18 protein-coding genes are annotated in these 17,654 nt (G+C 59.1%); 12 read left to right on the forward strand and 6 right to left on the reverse strand.

The window, feature by feature from the left end; translation table 11 throughout:
* Nucleotides 1-15 precede the first annotated feature (15 nt).
* Nucleotides 16-285, reverse strand: coding sequence for a PepSY domain-containing protein (locus K1567_RS04415; protein WP_220698175.1), 270 nt, complete (start codon nucleotides 283-285; stop codon nucleotides 16-18).
* A gap of 153 nt (nucleotides 286-438) precedes the next feature.
* Between K1567_RS04415 and K1567_RS04420 the strand changes: the two genes are divergently transcribed.
* From K1567_RS04420 to K1567_RS04450, 7 genes are all read left to right on the forward strand, one after another.
* Nucleotides 439-1,434 (forward strand): FecR family protein, encoded by a 996-nt coding sequence (locus K1567_RS04420; RefSeq protein ID WP_169868130.1) that lies wholly within the window; start codon nucleotides 439-441, stop codon nucleotides 1,432-1,434.
* 328 nt (nucleotides 1,435-1,762) lie between these two features.
* Nucleotides 1,763-2,212 carry a hypothetical protein gene (locus K1567_RS04425; protein ID WP_034097078.1) on the forward strand — a complete coding sequence of 150 codons (450 nt, stop codon included), beginning with the start codon at nucleotides 1,763-1,765 and terminating at the stop codon, nucleotides 2,210-2,212.
* The gene (locus tag K1567_RS04430; protein ID WP_220698176.1) at nucleotides 2,212-2,760 is read left to right on the forward strand and encodes an adhesin; all 549 of its coding nucleotides are present in this window, start codon (nucleotides 2,212-2,214) and stop codon (nucleotides 2,758-2,760) included. The genes K1567_RS04425 and K1567_RS04430 overlap by 1 nt, the downstream gene beginning before the upstream one ends.
* Nucleotides 2,761-2,826: 66 nt before the next feature.
* Nucleotides 2,827-3,570 carry a hypothetical protein gene (locus K1567_RS04435; protein ID WP_220698177.1) on the forward strand — a complete coding sequence of 248 codons (744 nt, stop codon included), beginning with the start codon at nucleotides 2,827-2,829 and terminating at the stop codon, nucleotides 3,568-3,570.
* A gap of 60 nt (nucleotides 3,571-3,630) precedes the next feature.
* Nucleotides 3,631-4,311: a C39 family peptidase gene (locus tag K1567_RS04440; RefSeq protein ID WP_034097074.1), complete on the forward strand. Its 681-nt coding sequence runs from the start codon at nucleotides 3,631-3,633 to the stop codon at nucleotides 4,309-4,311.
* 42 nt (nucleotides 4,312-4,353) lie between these two features.
* Nucleotides 4,354-5,100: a hypothetical protein gene (locus tag K1567_RS04445; protein ID WP_047881927.1), complete on the forward strand. Its 747-nt coding sequence runs from the start codon at nucleotides 4,354-4,356 to the stop codon at nucleotides 5,098-5,100.
* A 49-nt stretch (nucleotides 5,101-5,149) separates the two neighbouring features.
* Nucleotides 5,150-6,448 carry a hypothetical protein gene (locus tag K1567_RS04450; protein ID WP_034097072.1) on the forward strand — a complete coding sequence of 433 codons (1,299 nt, stop codon included), beginning with the start codon at nucleotides 5,150-5,152 and terminating at the stop codon, nucleotides 6,446-6,448.
* Between the two features lie 65 nt (nucleotides 6,449-6,513).
* Here K1567_RS04450 and K1567_RS04455 read toward each other — a convergent pair whose 3' ends face one another.
* Entirely contained in the window at nucleotides 6,514-7,836 is a 1,323-nt protein-coding gene (locus K1567_RS04455; RefSeq protein ID WP_220698178.1) for a sigma-54 dependent transcriptional regulator, read from the reverse strand.
* A 344-nt stretch (nucleotides 7,837-8,180) separates the two neighbouring features.
* Here K1567_RS04455 and K1567_RS04460 point away from each other — a divergent pair, with 344 nt between their 5' ends.
* Nucleotides 8,181-8,441, forward strand: a complete 261-nt coding sequence (locus K1567_RS04460; protein WP_034097070.1) for a hypothetical protein — start codon at nucleotides 8,181-8,183, stop codon at nucleotides 8,439-8,441.
* A gap of 61 nt (nucleotides 8,442-8,502) precedes the next feature.
* Here the strand turns inward: K1567_RS04460 and K1567_RS04465 are convergent, their stop codons facing one another.
* From K1567_RS04465 to gnd, 3 genes are read right to left on the reverse strand one after another with little or no spacing between them, the layout of a single operon-like run.
* The gene (locus K1567_RS04465; protein WP_034097069.1) at nucleotides 8,503-9,336 is read right to left on the reverse strand and encodes a Cof-type HAD-IIB family hydrolase; all 834 of its coding nucleotides are present in this window, start codon (nucleotides 9,334-9,336) and stop codon (nucleotides 8,503-8,505) included.
* The gene (gene zwf, locus K1567_RS04470; protein ID WP_034113201.1) at nucleotides 9,333-10,856 is read right to left on the reverse strand and encodes a glucose-6-phosphate dehydrogenase; all 1,524 of its coding nucleotides are present in this window, start codon (nucleotides 10,854-10,856) and stop codon (nucleotides 9,333-9,335) included. The genes K1567_RS04465 and zwf overlap by 4 nt, the downstream gene beginning before the upstream one ends.
* Nucleotides 10,853-11,836, reverse strand: coding sequence for a phosphogluconate dehydrogenase (NAD(+)-dependent, decarboxylating) (gnd, locus tag K1567_RS04475; protein WP_047881926.1), 984 nt, complete (start codon nucleotides 11,834-11,836; stop codon nucleotides 10,853-10,855). The genes zwf and gnd overlap by 4 nt, the downstream gene beginning before the upstream one ends.
* Nucleotides 11,837-12,107: 271 nt before the next feature.
* Between gnd and K1567_RS04480 the strand changes: the two genes are divergently transcribed.
* The 4 genes from K1567_RS04480 to K1567_RS04495 all read left to right on the forward strand — a co-directional run bounded on the left by K1567_RS04480 (nucleotide 12,108) and on the right by K1567_RS04495 (nucleotide 16,920).
* Nucleotides 12,108-12,287, forward strand: coding sequence for a DUF6026 family protein (locus K1567_RS04480; protein ID WP_256203854.1), 180 nt, complete (start codon nucleotides 12,108-12,110; stop codon nucleotides 12,285-12,287).
* A 164-nt stretch (nucleotides 12,288-12,451) separates the two neighbouring features.
* A complete protein-coding gene (locus K1567_RS04485; protein WP_169868124.1) occupies nucleotides 12,452-14,209 on the forward strand; it encodes a phosphoethanolamine transferase CptA in 1,758 nt (585 codons plus the stop codon).
* A 114-nt stretch (nucleotides 14,210-14,323) separates the two neighbouring features.
* The gene (locus K1567_RS04490; protein ID WP_169868122.1) at nucleotides 14,324-16,552 is read left to right on the forward strand and encodes a TonB-dependent siderophore receptor; all 2,229 of its coding nucleotides are present in this window, start codon (nucleotides 14,324-14,326) and stop codon (nucleotides 16,550-16,552) included.
* A gap of 143 nt (nucleotides 16,553-16,695) precedes the next feature.
* A complete protein-coding gene (locus tag K1567_RS04495) occupies nucleotides 16,696-16,920 on the forward strand; it encodes a hypothetical protein (RefSeq protein ID WP_034137928.1) in 225 nt (74 codons plus the stop codon).
* A gap of 88 nt (nucleotides 16,921-17,008) precedes the next feature.
* Here K1567_RS04495 and K1567_RS04500 read toward each other — a convergent pair whose 3' ends face one another.
* Nucleotides 17,009-17,500 carry a GNAT family N-acetyltransferase gene (locus K1567_RS04500; protein ID WP_034097063.1) on the reverse strand — a complete coding sequence of 164 codons (492 nt, stop codon included), beginning with the start codon at nucleotides 17,498-17,500 and terminating at the stop codon, nucleotides 17,009-17,011.
* Nucleotides 17,501-17,654 lie beyond the last annotated feature (154 nt).

Consider the following 17,654-nt stretch of genomic DNA (forward strand, 5'->3'; position numbering starts at 1 on the left):
TCCCGGCGCGAGACGTCAGTCTTTCTGGTCACGCAGGATATTGCCCGAGGCGCCGTCGATGCGCGCTTCATACACGGTGCCGTCAGACTTGCGCCCTTTGACTTCCCAGTAGCCGTTATCGTCGGCTTCGGCGGCATAGACTTCAACGTAGCCGGCCTTGGTCTTGGCCACTTCGATGGCCTTTTCGATAGTGATCCAGCCTGCGCCCGGCTTATCGGCCAGGGCGGCACCGGCACTGAGCAGCGCGGAGGTTGCACACAGGCCGACTAAGGTTTTCTTCAACATAACGGAACTCCATAGTGGGAATAACGGACGCGTGTCCTGAAATTTTTAGGTACTGGCAAATAAGAATAAGTTCCAATTGATGTGCAATCGCCATGATGGCTGTTCTCCCCATCGGCCCGCGGAGGTTAGAATGTGGGAAATCAGGATGCGTAAATGACCGAAAAGTCTGTTTCAGAAGCCGAATACGACACCATCACCGATGCCGCAGCGCACTGGTGCATGCGCATGCATGCAGGTGATTGCACACCGGCTGAACGTCAGGCTTTTCAACAATGGCATGACGCCCATCCCCTGCATGCCTTTGAATACGCCGCGATGCTGGAAATCTGGGACGTCGCCGATCACTTGCCGCGCACCGCGCCCACCGCACCGGTATTGGCGTTCAAATCGCGCAGCCGCGTACGTCGTTATGCCGTGGCGGCGGCGCTATGCCTGGCGGCCCTGCCGCTGGCGGCGTTCACCGGGTGGCAGGCCGGGTGGCTGCCCAATTCCTATGAACGTTTCGAGGCGACCCAGGGCTTGCGTCAGGTGACCTTGAGCGATGGCAGCCAGGTAGAGCTGAACCTGGGCACCGAACTGGTCTATAGCAACTACAAGGATCAGCGCCGGGTCACGCTGAAGAAAGGCGAGGCGTTTTTCAATGTCAGCCACGACAGCACCCATCCGTTTGTGGTGCGCGCCGGTGAAGGCCAGGTGCGCGTGACAGGCACCCAATTCAATGTATGGAAATATGGCGATCAGGTCCGCGTGATGCTGCTCGAAGGCTCGGTGCAGATCGCCAGCGATGCCACGCATGGTAGCGTGCCCCTGACTCCGGGCATGCAGGCCAGCTACCAAGCGGGCGATGCCACTCCGCGCGTGAGGCCGTTCAGCCCGAATGACAGCGCACTGGCCTGGCGCCAGGGCAAGCTGATCCTCGATAACCTGGCCTTGGTCGACGCGTTACCGCTGATCAACCGCTACTTGAGCAAACCGGTGATGCTGGCCGACGCCAGCACCGGGGCGATTCGAATAGGCGGCATCTACAACCTCACCGAGGTCAACAACCTCATCCCCTCGCTGCCAAAGGTACTGCCGGTCTATCTGACGCAGAACCAGGACGGCAACCCCGTTCTCAATTCCATCCCGCGTAAAAGCCCTAAAGGCTGAGCCCGGCCGATTCGTGCGGGCCTGTTCGCGCCCGCAGTGTCCATTTTTGAAACACCTGCCTGCCCTGAAGCCCGTGTACAGCGTGGGTTCATGCTTTTGTCATGTGCGGTGTTACGCCGCTGATACACAGGGGTGAATCGTTTGTGGCACAGCGGGCTGCACGCGCTTGAAGGGCAGGTGTTTCAGCACTGAGACACCGGCAACGTCGACGCGCCTCTAGTTATTCACAAACCATTGAATATCAAGACAATTCAAAAAGCGGCACGGCATCTGCTCTATTCCTCATAGCACTGTTTAGGGTCAGTGCTGAGAATAAGGACATGCCGCCGTGAACACACTCACACAACACTCGATGAAGGTACTGCTGACCAGCTGTGTACTCAGCCTCGGCATCAGTGCACCAGCCTTTGCCGGTGATGGTGTGATCGTGACGGGCCGCAACGTACAGGCACACATGTACGGTCGCGCCGCTTTCGGTAAAGACCCCTACCCCACCACCGCCAATGCCAATCCCACCCAAGAGGTTCTTGGCGCCACCGGCGAGCTCAGTGACCTGGCTATCAGCGGTGTCAGCAGCGGTTCAAGTTTCGCCCGCGCCAGCCAGATCGATAGCACGTTGACCGGCGTGCATGCCACGCAGAACAGCATGTCGACCCTCGGCACCGGCGCCACCGCCGGGCATGGCAGCGGCAGCAGCATGGGCGGACAGATCAGTGACTCGATCCAACGCGGCATGGCCCCTCTGAATAACCTCGGCAACATGATGGGGGGCAAATAATGAACCGTACCTTGCTCTTGCTCGCCCTGCTGGGCAGTGCCTCGGCCATGGCCGACAACAACGCTGTGATCAACAACAGCGGCAAAGACTACCGCGGTAACTTTTCGATCAACCAAGCGGCGGGCAATCAGCAGCAACAGGCCAATAACCGTGCCGTCACGCTCGGCGGCCAGGCCACCACCGTGAATATCCAACGGCTCGACGGTCAGGTCGATCCGTCTCTGAACGCCAAGGCTGCGATTCAGGGCGCTTCTTTTATCAATGGCAACGGCATGTTGGGCGTCAACCAGGCGGCCGGGGCCAACAACCAAACCGTCAACGCCGTGCGGATCAGCGTCAACCCTGGCCCGCAAAGCATCGACGACAGCGTCTTGTTGCAACAGAACACGACGCAATTAACCGACTCAGGGCTCACCCCCACCACTGGCAGCCGCCTGGTCGTTACCAGCGACCAGGCCTTCACAGGCAGCCGAGGAGTGATTCAGGTGAACCAGAGTGCCGGGGTGGGGAACCGAATGGCTAACACCCTGGGCATCACTATCAAGTAACGACTTGGTAGTACTCGCAAGACCGTACCAACACTTAACCAACTAATAGAAGCAAGGAGAAACACCATGAAACCTCAAATGGCTCTGAAACCTCTGGTTTTCGCTCTCGCCGCGCTCATGGCTGCTGCTGCTCAAGCAGGTGGCTGGCACCCTGCGCCTCAACCTACCGGCACTATTGCCGCTGTGGTCACTGACGTTCAAAACAGCGCCGGCAACAAGTTTGACGACACCAAGACCGAAAATAACGCCTCTGCCGATAATTCGGTCAACAGCAACAGCGGTAACGCGGGTGTCAACGCGCAAGCTGGCAGCGCTAACCAGGCTGACAACTCTGCCGCTATCTCCAGCGCCAAAAGCGATGCGGCCACTGTATTCGGTCTGGTCGACGTGAATCAGAACAGCGTGCTGAACACCTACGTCAACAAAGGCACCCAGAACAACGCGTCTCTGGATAACTCCATCAACGGTAACTCCGGCAACGTGGGTTACAACGGTCAGGCCGGCCAAGGCAACCAGGGTAAAAACAACCTGGCGATCGTCACTGCCGACGGCAAAAACATCGCAGCTGCCGCCAATACCGAGCAAAACTCCCTCGGTAACAGCTACCTCAACGCTGCGGCCACCAGCCACGGTTATGGCTATGGCGGCAAGCCTCAGTATGTGTCCAACAACGCCAGTCTGGACAACTCGGTCAACCGCAACTCCGGCAACATGGGCGTGAACCTGCAATCCGGCTCCGGCAACCAGGGCAGCAACAGCCTGGCAATCGGTCAAGGTTGCACCGTCTGCGCCAGCGGCGTGCGCTTCTGATCCAATGGGGCCTTGGCAACAAGGCCCTTTCCTATTCCAGTGTCCATCCGGCCTTCGATCATGCGCCTCGCGACCCTCACCCTGCTGATGCTCCTCACCGGCCCGACCTGGGCAGGCACCATGGCGATCTCCGCCATGCCTGGCGGTGCAGTGATCTACAAGAAGGTCGAGAGTATCCGCGAGCGCCGGTTCGCCAACCTGGTGGAACAGAAAACCGATTTCAGCTGCGGCGCCGCCGCCCTCGCCACCATCCTGCGTCAGGGCTATTGGCTGGACGTCGACGAAGACCATGTGATCAAAGGCATGCTGATCAACGCCGATCAGGACCTGGTGCGCACCCAGGGCTTTTCCATGCTGGACATGAAGCGCTACCTGGAAAGCATCGGCATGCGGGCGCGGGGCTACAAGATCTCGCCGGAATCCCTGCTGACCGTGAAGATTCCGGTCGTGGTGCTGCTGGAAATCCGTGGTTACAAGCACTTCGTGGTGATGCAGCGTGCCGACAAAGACTGGGTCTACATCGGCGACCCGGTGCTGGGCCATAAGCGCTACACCCGCGACGACTTCGTCAAAGGCTGGAATGGCATCGTATTCGCCGTACTGGGTGAAGGTTACGACAAGACCAACGCCTTGCTCGCGCCCCCTACCCCCCTGACCGCCAAGAACCAGTTGAATGAGTTCAGGCCCGTGGGCGACGCCGAATTGATGGATTTCGGTTTTATCCAGAGCGACTTCTTTTAATAAGAAGCGCCATAAGGGACCAGGATGCTCCAGGAGCAGAAGATGAACACTTCCCGTTGGCTGACAGTTGTGTGGCTGGCAGCCGCAATGCCCGCTTATGCGTCATCGGGTTTCAAACCGATCGAATTGAAAGACTCGGAAATGGCCGACCTGCGCGGTCGTTATGTAATGCCGGGGCGCATCATCAGCTTCGGTATCGTGATGAGCAGCACCTGGACCAACGCCACGGGCGACAGCATCACCGGCAAGGCCAGCATGCAGGTCGATAAAACCACGATCACCCCGCAATTTTATGTGCAGACCACCGGCTCGGCGGGCAGCGGCACCGGCCAGAGCACCGGTACCGGCAATGTCGTCGGCGGCGCCGGTCTGGGCAGCGGCCAGGGTGTGACGCAAAGCGTGCGCGCAGCCGGCGATGGCAACACCGCGAACAACAATGTCGGGATCACCGTGAGTCAGGACGGCCTGGCGCCGGCCAATCTCGCGCAATCGGGGCAAGTGCTGGTGGCCGGCGGCACCGTGACCGGTGACAGCGCGGCCGGCAAAGTGAGCGTGTCGGCCAATAACGGCGGACTGCAAATGGCGATCCAGGCCAACCATAACCAAGGCAACAGCCTGCAGCAGATTGGCGGCGGCACGGTGCTGCAAGGTACTGTCTTGACCGGCAATACCAACTTCGTCAACAACATGACTCAACTTAACGTCGTGATGGGCAATAACGGGCTGAACAACCCGGCGTTGAATTGCAACCTGGACCAACTCAAAGGCCTACGTACGCTCGGTTATTGAACTACGCTGACCCTCGACACTTACGCATTAAAAAAGGACGGCTTATTTCATGCATCGATCGTTATCGCTTCGTGCGGTGGTCTGTTTAAGTACGCTCTTGCCCGCATCCGTGTTGTATGCCGCGCCAGATGCCGATATCGAAACACTCAAGCAAGAACTCCTGGAACTCAAGCAACGTTACGAAGTGCAGCAAAAGGCCCTGGCGGTGCTGGAACAGCGAGTGCGTCAGGTCGAAGACCAACCGGCGACGCCGGCGCCCAAACGCCTGGCCAAATCCCCCGCCGACTTCCAGAAAGGCGGCACCACCGTGGCCGGCACTGGCGCCGCTGCGGCCTCCGGTGGCGCGGGCGGCGGCAGTTCCTATGGGCAGTCCCTCAAGGACGACTCGGCGCCTGCGCAAAGTGTCAGCAACCTTTATAACGAAGCTAGTGGCTTCTTCGGCAATGGCAAGTTCAGCTTCGAAACCGGCGTGACCTACGCTCGCTACGACGCGCGCCAACTGACCCTAAATGGGTTCCTGGCCCTGGACTCGATTTTCCTCGGCAATATCAACCTCGACCGCATCAAGTCGGACAACTGGACCCTGGACCTCACCGGCCGCTACAACCTCGACAACCGCTGGCAGTTCGACGTTAACGTGCCGGTGGTGTACCGCGAATCGACGTACCAATCGGCCGGTGCAGGCAACAACGGCACGGCAACATCGGAAGCATCGGTGACCCGCGACCCGACCATCGGCGACGTCAACTTCGGTGTGGCCTACAAGTTCCTCGACGAGACCCCCACCCTGCCGGATGCGGTGGTGTCGGTACGGGTCAAGGCGCCGACGGGCAAGGAACCGTTCGGCATCAAGCTCATCAACCAACCCGGCAACGACAACTTGTTCGTACCTGAAAGCCTGCCCACCGGCAACGGGGTCTGGTCGATCACGCCGGGCATCTCCCTGGTCAAGACCTTCGATCCGGCCGTGCTGTTTGGCTCGTTGTCCTACACCCACAACTTCGAAGATTCGTTCGACGACATCAGCAGCGACGTCAACCAGAAGGTCGGCGGCAAGGTCAGCCTGGGTGACAGCTTCCAGGTCGGCATGGGCGTAGCGTTCGCGCTGAATGAGAAAATGAGCATGTCGTTTTCGGTGTCTGACCTGGTCCAGCGTAAAAGTCGCCTCAAACCCAATGGCGGGGACTGGCAATCGGTGGTCTCCAGCGATGCCAACGCCGGCTACTTCAACGTGGGCATGACCATTGCCGCCTCGGATAACCTGACGATCGTGCCGAACCTGGCGATCGGTATGACCGACGATGCGCCGGACTTCACCTTCAGCCTGAAATTCCCGTACTACTTCTAACCAGACGCACAAGGAAAAGCCCCGCAACGATAAGGGTCGTTGCGGGGCTTTTCGGTTTACCCGCCCTAGCGGATCTGGTGTTTGTGCAGCAACCGATAGAACGTAGGCCGGGACACGCCGAGCACACGGGCAGCGACACTCAAGTTGTCGCTATGACGGTTGAGCACATCGCACAGCGCCTGACGTTCGGCGCGGTGCTTGTAGTCTTCGAGTGTAGCCAAGGGTGGCGCGATTGCCTGCTCGCTCTGCAATCCCAGATCAACGGCTTCGATCTGCCGCCCTTCGGCGAGCACCAGGCCACGGCGCACCCGGTTGGCCAACTCACGCACATTGCCGGGCCACGGATGCTGCGCCATAGCCGCCAGGGCATCTTCGCTGAAGCTGCGCGGGCGGCGTCCGGTTTCCTGGCTGTAGAAACGCGCAAAGTGGTTGGCCAGCATCGCCACGTCACCATGGCGCTCGCGCAACGGCGCGGTGACCACCTGCAGCACATTGAGGCGGTAGTACAAATCCTCGCGGAAGGCGCCCTTGGCCACCGCCGCTTCAAGATTGACGTGGGTCGCCGCCAGCACACCTACATCCACCGTTATCGGCTCGCTGCCGCCGACGCGCTCGATGTGCTTCTCCTGCAAAAACCGCAGCAGGTTGGCCTGCAGCTCCATCGGCAGGTCGCCGATTTCATCGAGAAACAGCGTGCCGCCGTTTGCCGCTTCGATACGCCCGATCTTGCGCTGGTGCGCGCCGGTAAACGCACCTTTCTCATGGCCGAACAGTTCGGACTGGATCAGGTGTTCAGGGATGGCACCGCAGTTGATCGCCACGAAAGGCTTGGCATGGCGCTGGGACTGACGATGCAGGGTTTTGGCCACTAGCTCCTTGCCAGTGCCGCTGTCACCGCGAATCAAGACGGGGGACTCCGTGGGCGCCAGCTTGGATAAGAGTTTGCGCAGTTCACGAATGGGCCGGCTATCGCCCAGCAGTTCATGCCCCTCATCCACCGGTGTGTGGCCTTTACCGCGCAAGCGCGCCATGCCGAATGCGCGTCCCAGAGTGACCTGCACCCGCGAGACGTCGAACGGCAACGTATGGAAGTCGAAAAACCACTCGCAAACGAAGTCGCCGACATTCTGCAAGCGCAGTACATCCTGGCTGAGCACGGCAATCCATTCAGTGCCGCTGCGGCCGATCAGCTCCTTGACCGCTTCGGGCCTCTTCAGGTGTTCGGGCTGCAAGCGCAGCAGGCCGACATCGCAGGAGCGATCCCCCACGTCCTCCAGCGCACAGCTGTCCACTTCCCACCCCGCCGTACGCAGCCCGGGCAACAGCCCATGGCAGTCATCGCACGGATCGACCACAAGCAAACGGCGTTGGACGAGAGGCACACCCATGACTGATCCTTGGCGTCAAAAATCGTTAAAGTTATTTAGAAACAACCAGTTGTAACGACTGGTGCCAACCCTAGCAAGATATTGACGCGCGCCTTGTACCGTTTCGCTATAAGTCGGGGCAAAAAGCCATCTTCTTGCTTCAGCGATTAAGAAGTTGCCGACTGTGGAAACTTTCAATCAGCTTTCAAAACAGGCGCTTACATGACCTCAATCACGGAAAGTTGAAATTTGTTGCTCTAACATGTGACCCGCACCCCGCCATCGCGCATCAGTACAAGTAACTCGCCGCCTGGCTCGCCCAACCGACGGCACTCATTTGATTGGGCATTTAGAGAGAGACCCCAATGAACGCCCCGCTCCGCATCAACGAAGCTCTTTTGATCGCAGACCGTGCCTTCCAGCCCTTTCAGTGCGTGGCCTGGCACGATGGCAATGGCGCCCTCAGCCTCAGCGTCGTCGACCGCACCAACAACCGCATCGGCCGCAAGCAACTCTCGTCGAGTGCCTACACCGATCCCGCGCAATTGGAAAACCTGCTGTTGCAGGCGCGTGCCGAACTGGATAAAAGCGGCTATCAGTTGCAATCCTGGGCAATGCCTAAGTAAATAAATCGACGGCACAACTTTCGATCCATACAAAGCGTGATCGTAAGTTGTGCCGTTGAACTTAGCGTATTGAGTGTGACGGCAGAATAAACCGCTCGAAAGCTTCTGCGGCACCGTCGTCAATATTAGTGCCCGTCACTACATTGGCGCGACGTTTGACGGTTTCTTCCGCCTGGCCCATGGCAATCGCCAGCCCGGCCACCTCAAACATCGCCGGGTCATTGCCGCCATCACCGATGGCCGCAGTGTGCTCAAGCGCCACGCCCAGATGCTCGGCCAACGTTTTTAACGCCTCGCCTTTATTGGCCAGCATGGCCGTCACATCCAGATAAACCGGCTGCGACCGCGAAACCTGCGCCAGCCCCTCGACCTTGGGGTGCAAACGCGCCTCCAGTTCAACCAGCAGTTGCGTGTTAAGGCTGGCAGCGACAATCTTGTCGACCCGATCCAGATAGGGCTCAAAACTCTCCACCACCTGCGGCCCATAACCCAGCCCAGCGGTTTCCCGCGGTTCCATCGGGCCGGGCGAACCACGGCGCAGCCAATCGCCATCGGCAAACATCCAGACTTCCACCTCCGACTCGGCCGAAAACAGCGCCAAGGCGATCAGCGCGGCTTCAGCAGGCAGGTGGTGAGCCATCAAAACCCTGCCGTCCGGATGGATCAACGTACCGCCATTGAAGCCCGCCACCGGAACATCGATACCGAACGTTTCAATCAGGTGCAACATGGCCTTGGGCGGTCGCCCGCTGGCCAGGCTGAACAGCACACCGGCGTCACGCAAGGCACGAACCGCATCGGCCGTGCGTTGGCTGAGGCTGTGGTCGGGATGCAGCAACGTGCCATCCACGTCGCTGAGGATAAAACGGATGGGTTGGATCGCGGCATCACTCATCCGAGTGTGTGCCAGGTACGACCATCCCGGGCCAGCAGCGTGTCAGCCGCCGCCGGACCATCTTCACCTGCCTTGTAAGTCTGGATGCCATCATCTTCCTTCCACGCATCGAGGAATGGCTGCACCGCGCGCCAGCCGTTCTCAATGTTGTCGGCGCGCTGAAACAAGGTCTGGTCGCCGGTCATGCAGTCGTAGATCAGGGTTTCGTACCCCGTCGACGGTTGCATCTGGAAAAAGTCCTTGTAGGCGAAACCCAATTGGATATTGGCCATATCCAGGGTCGGCCCAGGCTTTTTCGCCAACAGGTCGAACCACATGCCTTCATTCGGCTGGATCTGGATTTTCAGGTAGGTAGGCTTGAGTTCATCCACGTCGGTATCGCGGAACTGCGCATAGGGGGCCGGCTTGAAGCAGATCACGATTTCGGTATCGCGCACACTCATGCGCTTGCCGGTGCGCAGGTAGAACGGCACGCCGACCCAGCGCCAGTTGTCGATCATCACCTTGAGCGCCACGAAGGTCTCGGTGCTGCTGTCCGGCGCGACGTTGGCCTCTTCGCGGTAACCCGGCAATACCTTGCCGCCGATCTCGCCAGCGGTGTACTGGCCACGTACCGAGTTGGCCCGTGCATCTTCCAGGGACCAGGGGCGCACCGCGCCAATCACCTTGGCCTTTTCCCCGCGCACCGCGTCGGCGCCGAACGCCGCTGGCGGCTCCATGGCGACCATGGCCAACAGCTGGAACAGGTGGTTGGGCACCATATCCCGCAACGTGCCAGTTTTTTCGAAGAAGTTACCCCGCGTCTCCACGCCGACGGTTTCGGCGGCGGTGATTTGCACGTGATCGATGTAGTGATTGTTCCAGAACGCTTCGAACAGCACGTTGGAGAAACGGCTGATCAGGATGTTCTGTACCGTTTCTTTGCCCAGGTAATGGTCGATGCGGTAGATCTGCTTCTCGCTCATCACCTTGAGCAGGCACGCGTTCAACGCTTCGGCGGTGGCCAGATCGGAACCGAACGGTTTTTCGATGACCACGCGACGGAAACCGTGGTCAGTTTCCGTCAACAAGCCGGCGCTGCCCAACCGCTGCACCACCTCGCTGAAAAAACGCGGCGCGGTGGCCAAATAGAACACCGCATTGCCGGTGCCGCTCTCGGCGATTTTCTTGCCGATGTCGGTGTAAGTGCTGTCATCGAGAAAGTCGCCCTCGACGTAGCTGATGCCTTTGGCCAACTGAGCCCACAACTGCGGGTCCAGCGCGTTCTCGGCATTGCCTTTGACCTTGCTCGCGGCTTCGGTGCGAATGAAATCTTCGAGTTTCTTGGCGAAGTCGGCATCGCTGATGGCGTTGTGATCCACCCCGACGATGCGCAAGCCGTCGCCCAGCAACCCGTCGCGACTGAGGTTGTACAGCGCCGGCATCAGCAGGCGCTTGACCAAGTCGCCATGGGCACCAAACAGGAACAAAGTGGTAGGTGGAGCGGGTTCGGCCTTCAGTTTTTTGCCGTTAGCCGTCATTTTTTGGAAGTCTCCACGTGACCACCGAAGCCGAAGCGCATCGCCGACAGCATCTTGTCACCGTAAGTGCTCTGCTGGCGCGAGCGGAAACGGGCGAACAACGAGGTGGACAGCACCGGCACCGGCACGGCTTGTTCCATGGCCGCTTCGATGGTCCAGCGGCCTTCGCCACTGTCGGCCACGGAGCCGGAATAGCCGTCGAGTTTCGGGTCGGTGGCCAGGGCATCGGCGGTCAAGTCCAGCAACCACGACGACACCACGCTGCCTCGGCGCCACACTTCGGCGATATCGGCCACATTCAGGTCGAAACGCTGATCTTCGGGCAAGTTCTCCGAGTTCTTGGTTTTGAGAATGTCGAAACCCTCGGCGAACGCCTGCATCATTCCGTATTCGATGCCGTTATGGATCATCTTGACGAAGTGCCCGGAACCGGCCGGCCCAGCGTGGATATAACCGTGTTCGGCGCGCGGGTCGGCGGCGGCGGAACGGTCCTTGGTGCGCGGAATGGTGCCCAGGCCTGGCGCCAGGCTGGCGAAGATCGGGTCCAGACGCTGCACGGTTTCGGTATCGCCGCCAATCATCATGCAATAGCCGCGTTCCAGGCCCCAGACACCGCCGGAAGTGCCGACGTCGACATAGTGCAGACCTTTTTTCGCCAGGGCCTTGGCGCGGCGTACGTCATCCTTGTAGTTGGTGTTGCCGCCATCGATGATTACGTCGCCGCTGTCCAGCAGTTCACTGAGTTCTTGAATGGTGTTCTCGGTGGGGTCGCCCGCCGGCAACATGACCCACACGGCGCGAGGCTGCTGCAGCCCGGCGACCAGGGCTTTGAGGTCGGCGACGCCGGTGGCGCCCTCTTCGCTCAAGCCTTTGACAAATGCTTCGTTACGGTCGTAAACAACGGTGGTATGCCCATTGAGCATCAGGCGCCGTGCAATATTCCCGCCCATGCGGCCTAGTCCGATAATCCCCAGTTGCATGTGCTGATGCTCCTAACTACTAAAAAATGTGTGACATAGTTTATAGCGCAATGAGGCTAATGAGGGTTAGTCCAGAGCGGATCGGTGTAGTTTCATGCCAAAAAAGATGCCATCGTTTCACCATCACCGCGGCAAAAGTCACACGACCACCAAAAATAAAAAAGTTCCATTGCTGTGAAAAAGAATTCAGAATTGCTTCCGACTGATGCCGAGAACCTCGACTCAAGCGTTCTGGCACACCGCGACACACCGGCTATTTGCGAGGCAAGCAATGAGCACAGCACAGATGACCCGCCCTCCCCAGACTCTCTACGTCAATATCCGTCGCGATGAGTTGCGTCAGTTGAAAGACGAGCGCGAACAATTGCAGCAGGAAGTCATGCGCCTGCGCTCGTACATCATCCAGGCTCAACTGGATCAGCCGGCCGGCGCGCAACCTGCACTCTGCTGAGCCCTGTCACCGCTTTGTAAGATAACCCCTACAAAAATCTCACAAAGTTTTCACACGCCCATCCCGATACTCCCGCCCCCAAAGGCCGCCCCTTAAAACCAGGGTGGCCGGTGTTGCGTGCAGCCCTGCGCGTCAACTGGAAAACTCTTGGGTTGGAGCGCCGGATGGCAATGTTCAAACGCAGCACTAAGTCTGCGAAAGGCTTTGATTGGGCTGGCCTTGGCTGGCTGTTCCTGTTTTTCTGGTACTTCTCGGGTATTACCCAACTGCTGATCCAACTCAGCGGCACCTCGGGTTTCAGCGGGTTTCGCCAAGCCTTTTTCATGAGCGCCCTGTGGCTCGCGCCGATGCTGGTCTTTCCCCGCCAGACCCGTGTACTCGCCGCTGTGATTGGCGTGGTGCTGTGGGCCTGTTCCATGGCCAGTCTGGGATATTTCTTCGTTTATCAGCAGGAATTTTCCCAGAGCGTCATCTTTATCATGTTCGAGTCGAACATCTCCGAAGCCGGTGAATACCTCACCCAGTACTTCGCCTGGTGGATCGTACTGGCGTTCATTGCCCACACTGCCTTAGCCATCTTCCTATGGACCCGCGTGCGCCCGGTCTACCTGCCGCGCGGCCAGGCGTTACTGGCGGCAACCGCGATCCTGGTGGCCATTGTCGGCTACCCGCTGGTCAAGCAGATTGCCCGTAGCGAGACCCTGGCCGACGGCATCGATCGCTTCGAAACCCGCATCGAGCCGGCCGTGCCTTGGCAGATGATCGTGGCCTACCGCCGTTACACCGAACAACTGGACAACATGCAGGGCATGCTGCACAGCGCCAGCCAGATCCCGCCGCTGACCAACCTCAAGGACGCCGCCGCCGGCCAGCCGTCGACACTGGTGCTCGTCATCGGCGAATCGACCAACCGCCAGCGCATGAGCCTCTACGGCTATCCACGCGCAACCACACCAGAGCTGGACAAGCTGCGCGACCAATTGGCCGTGTTCGACAATGTCATCACCCCACGCCCCTACACCATCGAGGCGTTGCAGCAGGTGCTGACCTTCGCCGACGAAGAAAACCCCGACCTGTACCTCAAGACGCCATCCATCGTCAGCATGATGAAACAGGCCGGCTACAAGACTTACTGGATTACCAACCAGCAGACCATGACCAAGCGCAACACCATGCTCACGACCTTTTCCGAACAGGCCGACGAGCAGGTGTACCTGAACAACAACCGCAACCAGAACGCCCGTCAGTACGACGGCGATGTATTGGCACCGTTTTCCAAGGCCCTGGCCGATCCGGCCGAGCGCAAGTTCATCGTGGTGCACCTGCTGGGCACGCACATGAGCTACCAGTACCGTTACCCGCCCAGCTTCGACAAGTTCACCGACCGTGAAGGTGTGCCTGCGAGCATCAGCGACGATCAGTTGCCGACCTACAACAGCTACGACAATGCGGTGCTGTACAACGACTTCGTGGTGTCGAGCCTGATCAAGGACTACGCCAAGACCGATCCCAACGGCTTCCTGCTGTACCTGTCGGACCATGGCGAAGACGTATTCGACTCCGCCGGCCACAGCACTTTGGGCCGGAATGAAGGCAAGCCGACGGCGCCGATGTACACCATTCCGTTCATGGCCTACGCCTCGCCGAAATGGCGCGAAAGCCACAGCTGGAATTTTGCCGGCGACCTGCAGCGGCCCTACAGCAGCTCACAGTTGATTCACACCTGGGCCGACCTGGCCGGTTTGAGTTCCGAGGAGTTGGATCGTAGCAAAAGCCTGGTGAGTGACAGCTTCAAACCGCGCCCGCTGCTGATCGGCGACCCCTATCAGCGCCAGCAAAAGCCGCTGATCGACTTCAGCCTGATCAAGCCGAAGAAAGCCGCCACCACCGAAGTGGTGCTACAGGAAACACCGGCCTTGTAACAGAAAGATAACAATCATTCTCGTTTAAGCCTAAAGTTGCCCTGCTCCTTTCGTCTTTGAGCCATGGCCTTTTCATACCGAAAAGGCCGCAAAGACGACAAGGAGTCTTCCGCGATGATCGCGCCCTTCACCCGTTCCATGTCCTTTTCGCTCAGCGTGTTTGGTGTGTTGCTGAGTCCTGATTTGCTGGCTGAAACCGATAGCGACCCAACACCGCTGGAGTTGCAAGCCACCAGCATCACCGCGGATGGCCTCGGCGCCACCACCGAGCACACCGGGTCCTACACCACCGGTTCGATGAACACCGCCACGCGCCTGAACCTGTCCGTCAAGGACACTCCGCAGTCGATCTCGGTAATCACTCGCCAGCAGATGGACGACTTCAACCTCAATACCTTGACCGACGTGCTGCGCCAGACCACCGGCATCAACGTGCAGCACAACGACTCCGACCGCGTGGCCTATTCTTCCCGTGGCTATGGCATCAGCAATTTCCAGATCGACGGGATGCTCAATACGTTCGGCTATATGAAGTCCGACGCCGACACCATCATCTACGACCGTATCGAAGTGGTGCGCGGTGCGACGGGCTTGACCACCGGTGCGGGCGATCCTTCGGCCACCGTGAACATGGTGCGCAAGCGCCCTACCGCCCAATGGCAGGCAAAAACCGGCGTCAGCGGTGCCAGCCATGACAATTACTACAGCTACCTGGACGTCGGCGGTCCGCTGGCGTTCGACGGTCGGCTACGCGGGCGCACGGTGCTGGCTTACCGCGACAGCCAGTCGTTCCGAGATAACTATGCGCTGCAGCGCTCGGTCGGCTACGGCATTCTTGAAGGTGACCTGTCAGACGATACCGTGCTGGCCGTGGGGTTCGATTACCAGGACAAGCAGGTTCAAGGCACCTCCTGGGGCACCGTACCCTACTGGAACAGCCGGGGCGAAAAGGCCAGGCTGCCGCGCTCGACCAATATGGCGGCGCACTGGAGCTCCTGGCCGCTGACCGACAAAACCACTTTCGCGACCCTGGATCATCGCCTGGCAGGCGACTGGCACCTGAAAGCCGCCTATACCCATCGGCAAAGCGACACGGACGGCAAGGTGTACTACGGCGGCGCGGGCTTCCCCAACGACGACCGCAGCGGCATGAGCGCCTGGGCCAGCCATATGCGCGGCACTTCGAGAATGGAAGCCGTTGACCTGAATCTGGCCGGCAGTTATGCGCTGCTGGGGCGCGAACATGCACTGATGATGGGCTACGGCGAAGCGGCCCAACGCGACGTTTCGCCGTTTATGCGCAGCCGCCTGGATGACAGCTACTACACCATTGAAGATTGGAAATACATGGGCGGCATCCCCAAGTTCACCGACACGGTCACCGACCTCAAGGGCGAACACAGCAGCAAACAGCAAAAGGCCGGTTACCTGGCCACCCGCCTGAGCCTGACCGAGCGCCTGCACGCCGTACTGGGCAGTCGCTACGGCAGTTGGGAGCTGGAAAGCGCGGCCCCGAGCTACGATGCCAACAACCAACTGACCGCCAACGACAAGACCCGCCAGACCCACAACGATATGTGGACGCCCTACGCCGGGCTGCTCTATGACTTGACGCCGGAATACACCGTCTACGCGAGCTACACCGATATCTTCAAACCGCAAAGCCTGCGGGATGCCAACAAGAAATACCTGGAGCCGGTGGTGGGCAGCAACTATGAAGTCGGCCTCAAGGGCAGCGTGCTCAATGAGCGCGTGAACCTGGCCGCCGCGTACTTCTGGAGTACCCAGAATAACGTCGCGGAACGCGACTACTCGGTGGCGCCGAACCCGGCCACCGGCGAGGAGTACTATAAGTCCGGCGGCAAAGGCAACAAGGTCAACGGCTTCGAGCTGGAGGTTGCCGGCGAGATCATGCCGGACTGGAACCTTACGGCGGGTTACACCTACACCCACTCGGTGAATGGCGCGGGCACACGCAACAACACCGGCCAGCCCCTGAACCTGCTGAAGGTGTCCAGCGCTTATCGCCTGCCAGGCGCATGGCGCAAGCTTACCGTGGGCGGCGCGGTGAATTGGCAGAGCGAGATTTACGATTTCGGTAATCGGCCCACGGGGGAACGGAATGCCGACGGCGAGCTGATCACTACCCGCGACAAGATCACGCAGCAGGCTTACACCGTGGTCAACCTGATGTCGCGCTACCAAGTCGACGAGCATCTATCGGCATCGTTGAACATCAACAATCTATTCGATCAGAAGTACTACGAACGCGTCGGTTTCTATAACGGCGTGTACTGGGGCGACCCCCGCGCGGTTACCTTGGCCCTAGACTGGAAGCTTTAATCTCGACACCCGAAGTTAATAAAAAAAGTTAACTTCGGGTGTGCCTCAGGTTAATTCCCACTTAATGACACACCCCCATAGTTGCCCCATCCATTCGATCAGGGAGCGAGCGAATACCGATCACACTTAATGGGAACACCACCATGAAACTTTCCACCCTGATGCTCGCCAGCCTGATGACGTTGACCTCCGCCGCAGCCTTTGCCGAGGGCGGTTCAGAGCGCTCGAAGGAGTTCTACAACAACTTCGCCTTTATTCAGGAGCAGACTCACGGCCCTCTGCAACAGCAAACCGCAGCTGCTGACGGTAGAGACTTGAAGAACACGCCTGTCGAACAATCTGGCATTGAACAGCAACCCAAGGGTTAATTTAATCGGGTGTTAATCCGCAGCTCCCTTTGTCATTTCGCTCCTTTGGCAATGGTTAACTTGGCGCCATTCAATGGCGCCTTTTTTATTACAGCGGTTTATTCCAAAAAAGCATGCGGCCATGGGCCGGATCAAACACCGCATCATCAAAGCCGAACTTGCGATAAGCCGCCTGCGCCACGGCATTGCCTTCAAGTACTTCCAGGGTGATCTTGCAGCAGCCACGCTGGCGGGCGATTTCCTCGACCTTCTGCAGCATTTTCTGACTCAACCCCAACCCGCGAAAACGCTCCATCACCGCCACATCATGCACATTGACCAACGGTCGGCAGGCAAACGTGGAGAACCCTTCAAAACAGTTGATCAACCCTGCGGGCTCGCCGCCGACAAATGCAAGCACGCTGAATGCATGGGGCCGCTTGGCCAGTTCCGCCGGCAGTTGCTCCAGCAAGTCAGCGGGCAGGCCATGGCCGCCACCCATGGGGTCTTCAGCGTAATGGTTGAGTAACGTGGCGATCGCCTCGGCATGCACGGGATTGGTGTAGCTGGCTTGCAGCACCAGGATGTCAGGGGTGTCCATTTCCGTCCTCGATAGCAACAACAAGGGAATCAGCTCCCTTTGAGAGGCACGATTGTACGCACGGCGTCAGCCGCAGATGAAGGAGATTAACTACAAATCCGCGCATGAAAGCGCGAAGGTTTTACCCATCAAAAGCGTCTGCCGGACGGTTTCG

Source organism: Pseudomonas sp. S5F11, assembly GCF_019641515.1.
Lineage (GTDB): Bacteria > Pseudomonadota > Gammaproteobacteria > Pseudomonadales > Pseudomonadaceae > Aquipseudomonas > Aquipseudomonas rhodesiae.

Coding starts and splice junctions, on each gene's coding strand:
- K1567_RS04415 (WP_220698175.1), bottom strand. CDS start 285: ATGTTGAAGAAAACCTTAGTCGGCCTGTGTGCAACCTCCGCGCTGCTC.
- K1567_RS04420 (WP_169868130.1), top strand. CDS start 439: ATGACCGAAAAGTCTGTTTCAGAAGCCGAATACGACACCATCACCGAT.
- K1567_RS04430 (WP_220698176.1), top strand. CDS start 2,212: ATGAACCGTACCTTGCTCTTGCTCGCCCTGCTGGGCAGTGCCTCGGCC.
- K1567_RS04435 (WP_220698177.1), top strand. CDS start 2,827: ATGAAACCTCAAATGGCTCTGAAACCTCTGGTTTTCGCTCTCGCCGCG.
- K1567_RS04440 (WP_034097074.1), top strand. CDS start 3,631: ATGCGCCTCGCGACCCTCACCCTGCTGATGCTCCTCACCGGCCCGACC.
- K1567_RS04445 (WP_047881927.1), top strand. CDS start 4,354: ATGAACACTTCCCGTTGGCTGACAGTTGTGTGGCTGGCAGCCGCAATG.
- K1567_RS04450 (WP_034097072.1), top strand. CDS start 5,150: ATGCATCGATCGTTATCGCTTCGTGCGGTGGTCTGTTTAAGTACGCTC.
- K1567_RS04455 (WP_220698178.1), bottom strand. CDS start 7,836: ATGGGTGTGCCTCTCGTCCAACGCCGTTTGCTTGTGGTCGATCCGTGC.
- K1567_RS04460 (WP_034097070.1), top strand. CDS start 8,181: ATGAACGCCCCGCTCCGCATCAACGAAGCTCTTTTGATCGCAGACCGT.
- K1567_RS04465 (WP_034097069.1), bottom strand. CDS start 9,336: ATGAGTGATGCCGCGATCCAACCCATCCGTTTTATCCTCAGCGACGTG.
- zwf (WP_034113201.1), bottom strand. CDS start 10,856: ATGACGGCTAACGGCAAAAAACTGAAGGCCGAACCCGCTCCACCTACC.
- gnd (WP_047881926.1), bottom strand. CDS start 11,836: ATGCAACTGGGGATTATCGGACTAGGCCGCATGGGCGGGAATATTGCA.
- K1567_RS04480 (WP_256203854.1), top strand. CDS start 12,108: ATGAGCACAGCACAGATGACCCGCCCTCCCCAGACTCTCTACGTCAAT.
- K1567_RS04485 (WP_169868124.1), top strand. CDS start 12,452: ATGGCAATGTTCAAACGCAGCACTAAGTCTGCGAAAGGCTTTGATTGG.
- K1567_RS04490 (WP_169868122.1), top strand. CDS start 14,324: ATGATCGCGCCCTTCACCCGTTCCATGTCCTTTTCGCTCAGCGTGTTT.
- K1567_RS04495 (WP_034137928.1), top strand. CDS start 16,696: ATGAAACTTTCCACCCTGATGCTCGCCAGCCTGATGACGTTGACCTCC.
- K1567_RS04500 (WP_034097063.1), bottom strand. CDS start 17,500: ATGGACACCCCTGACATCCTGGTGCTGCAAGCCAGCTACACCAATCCC.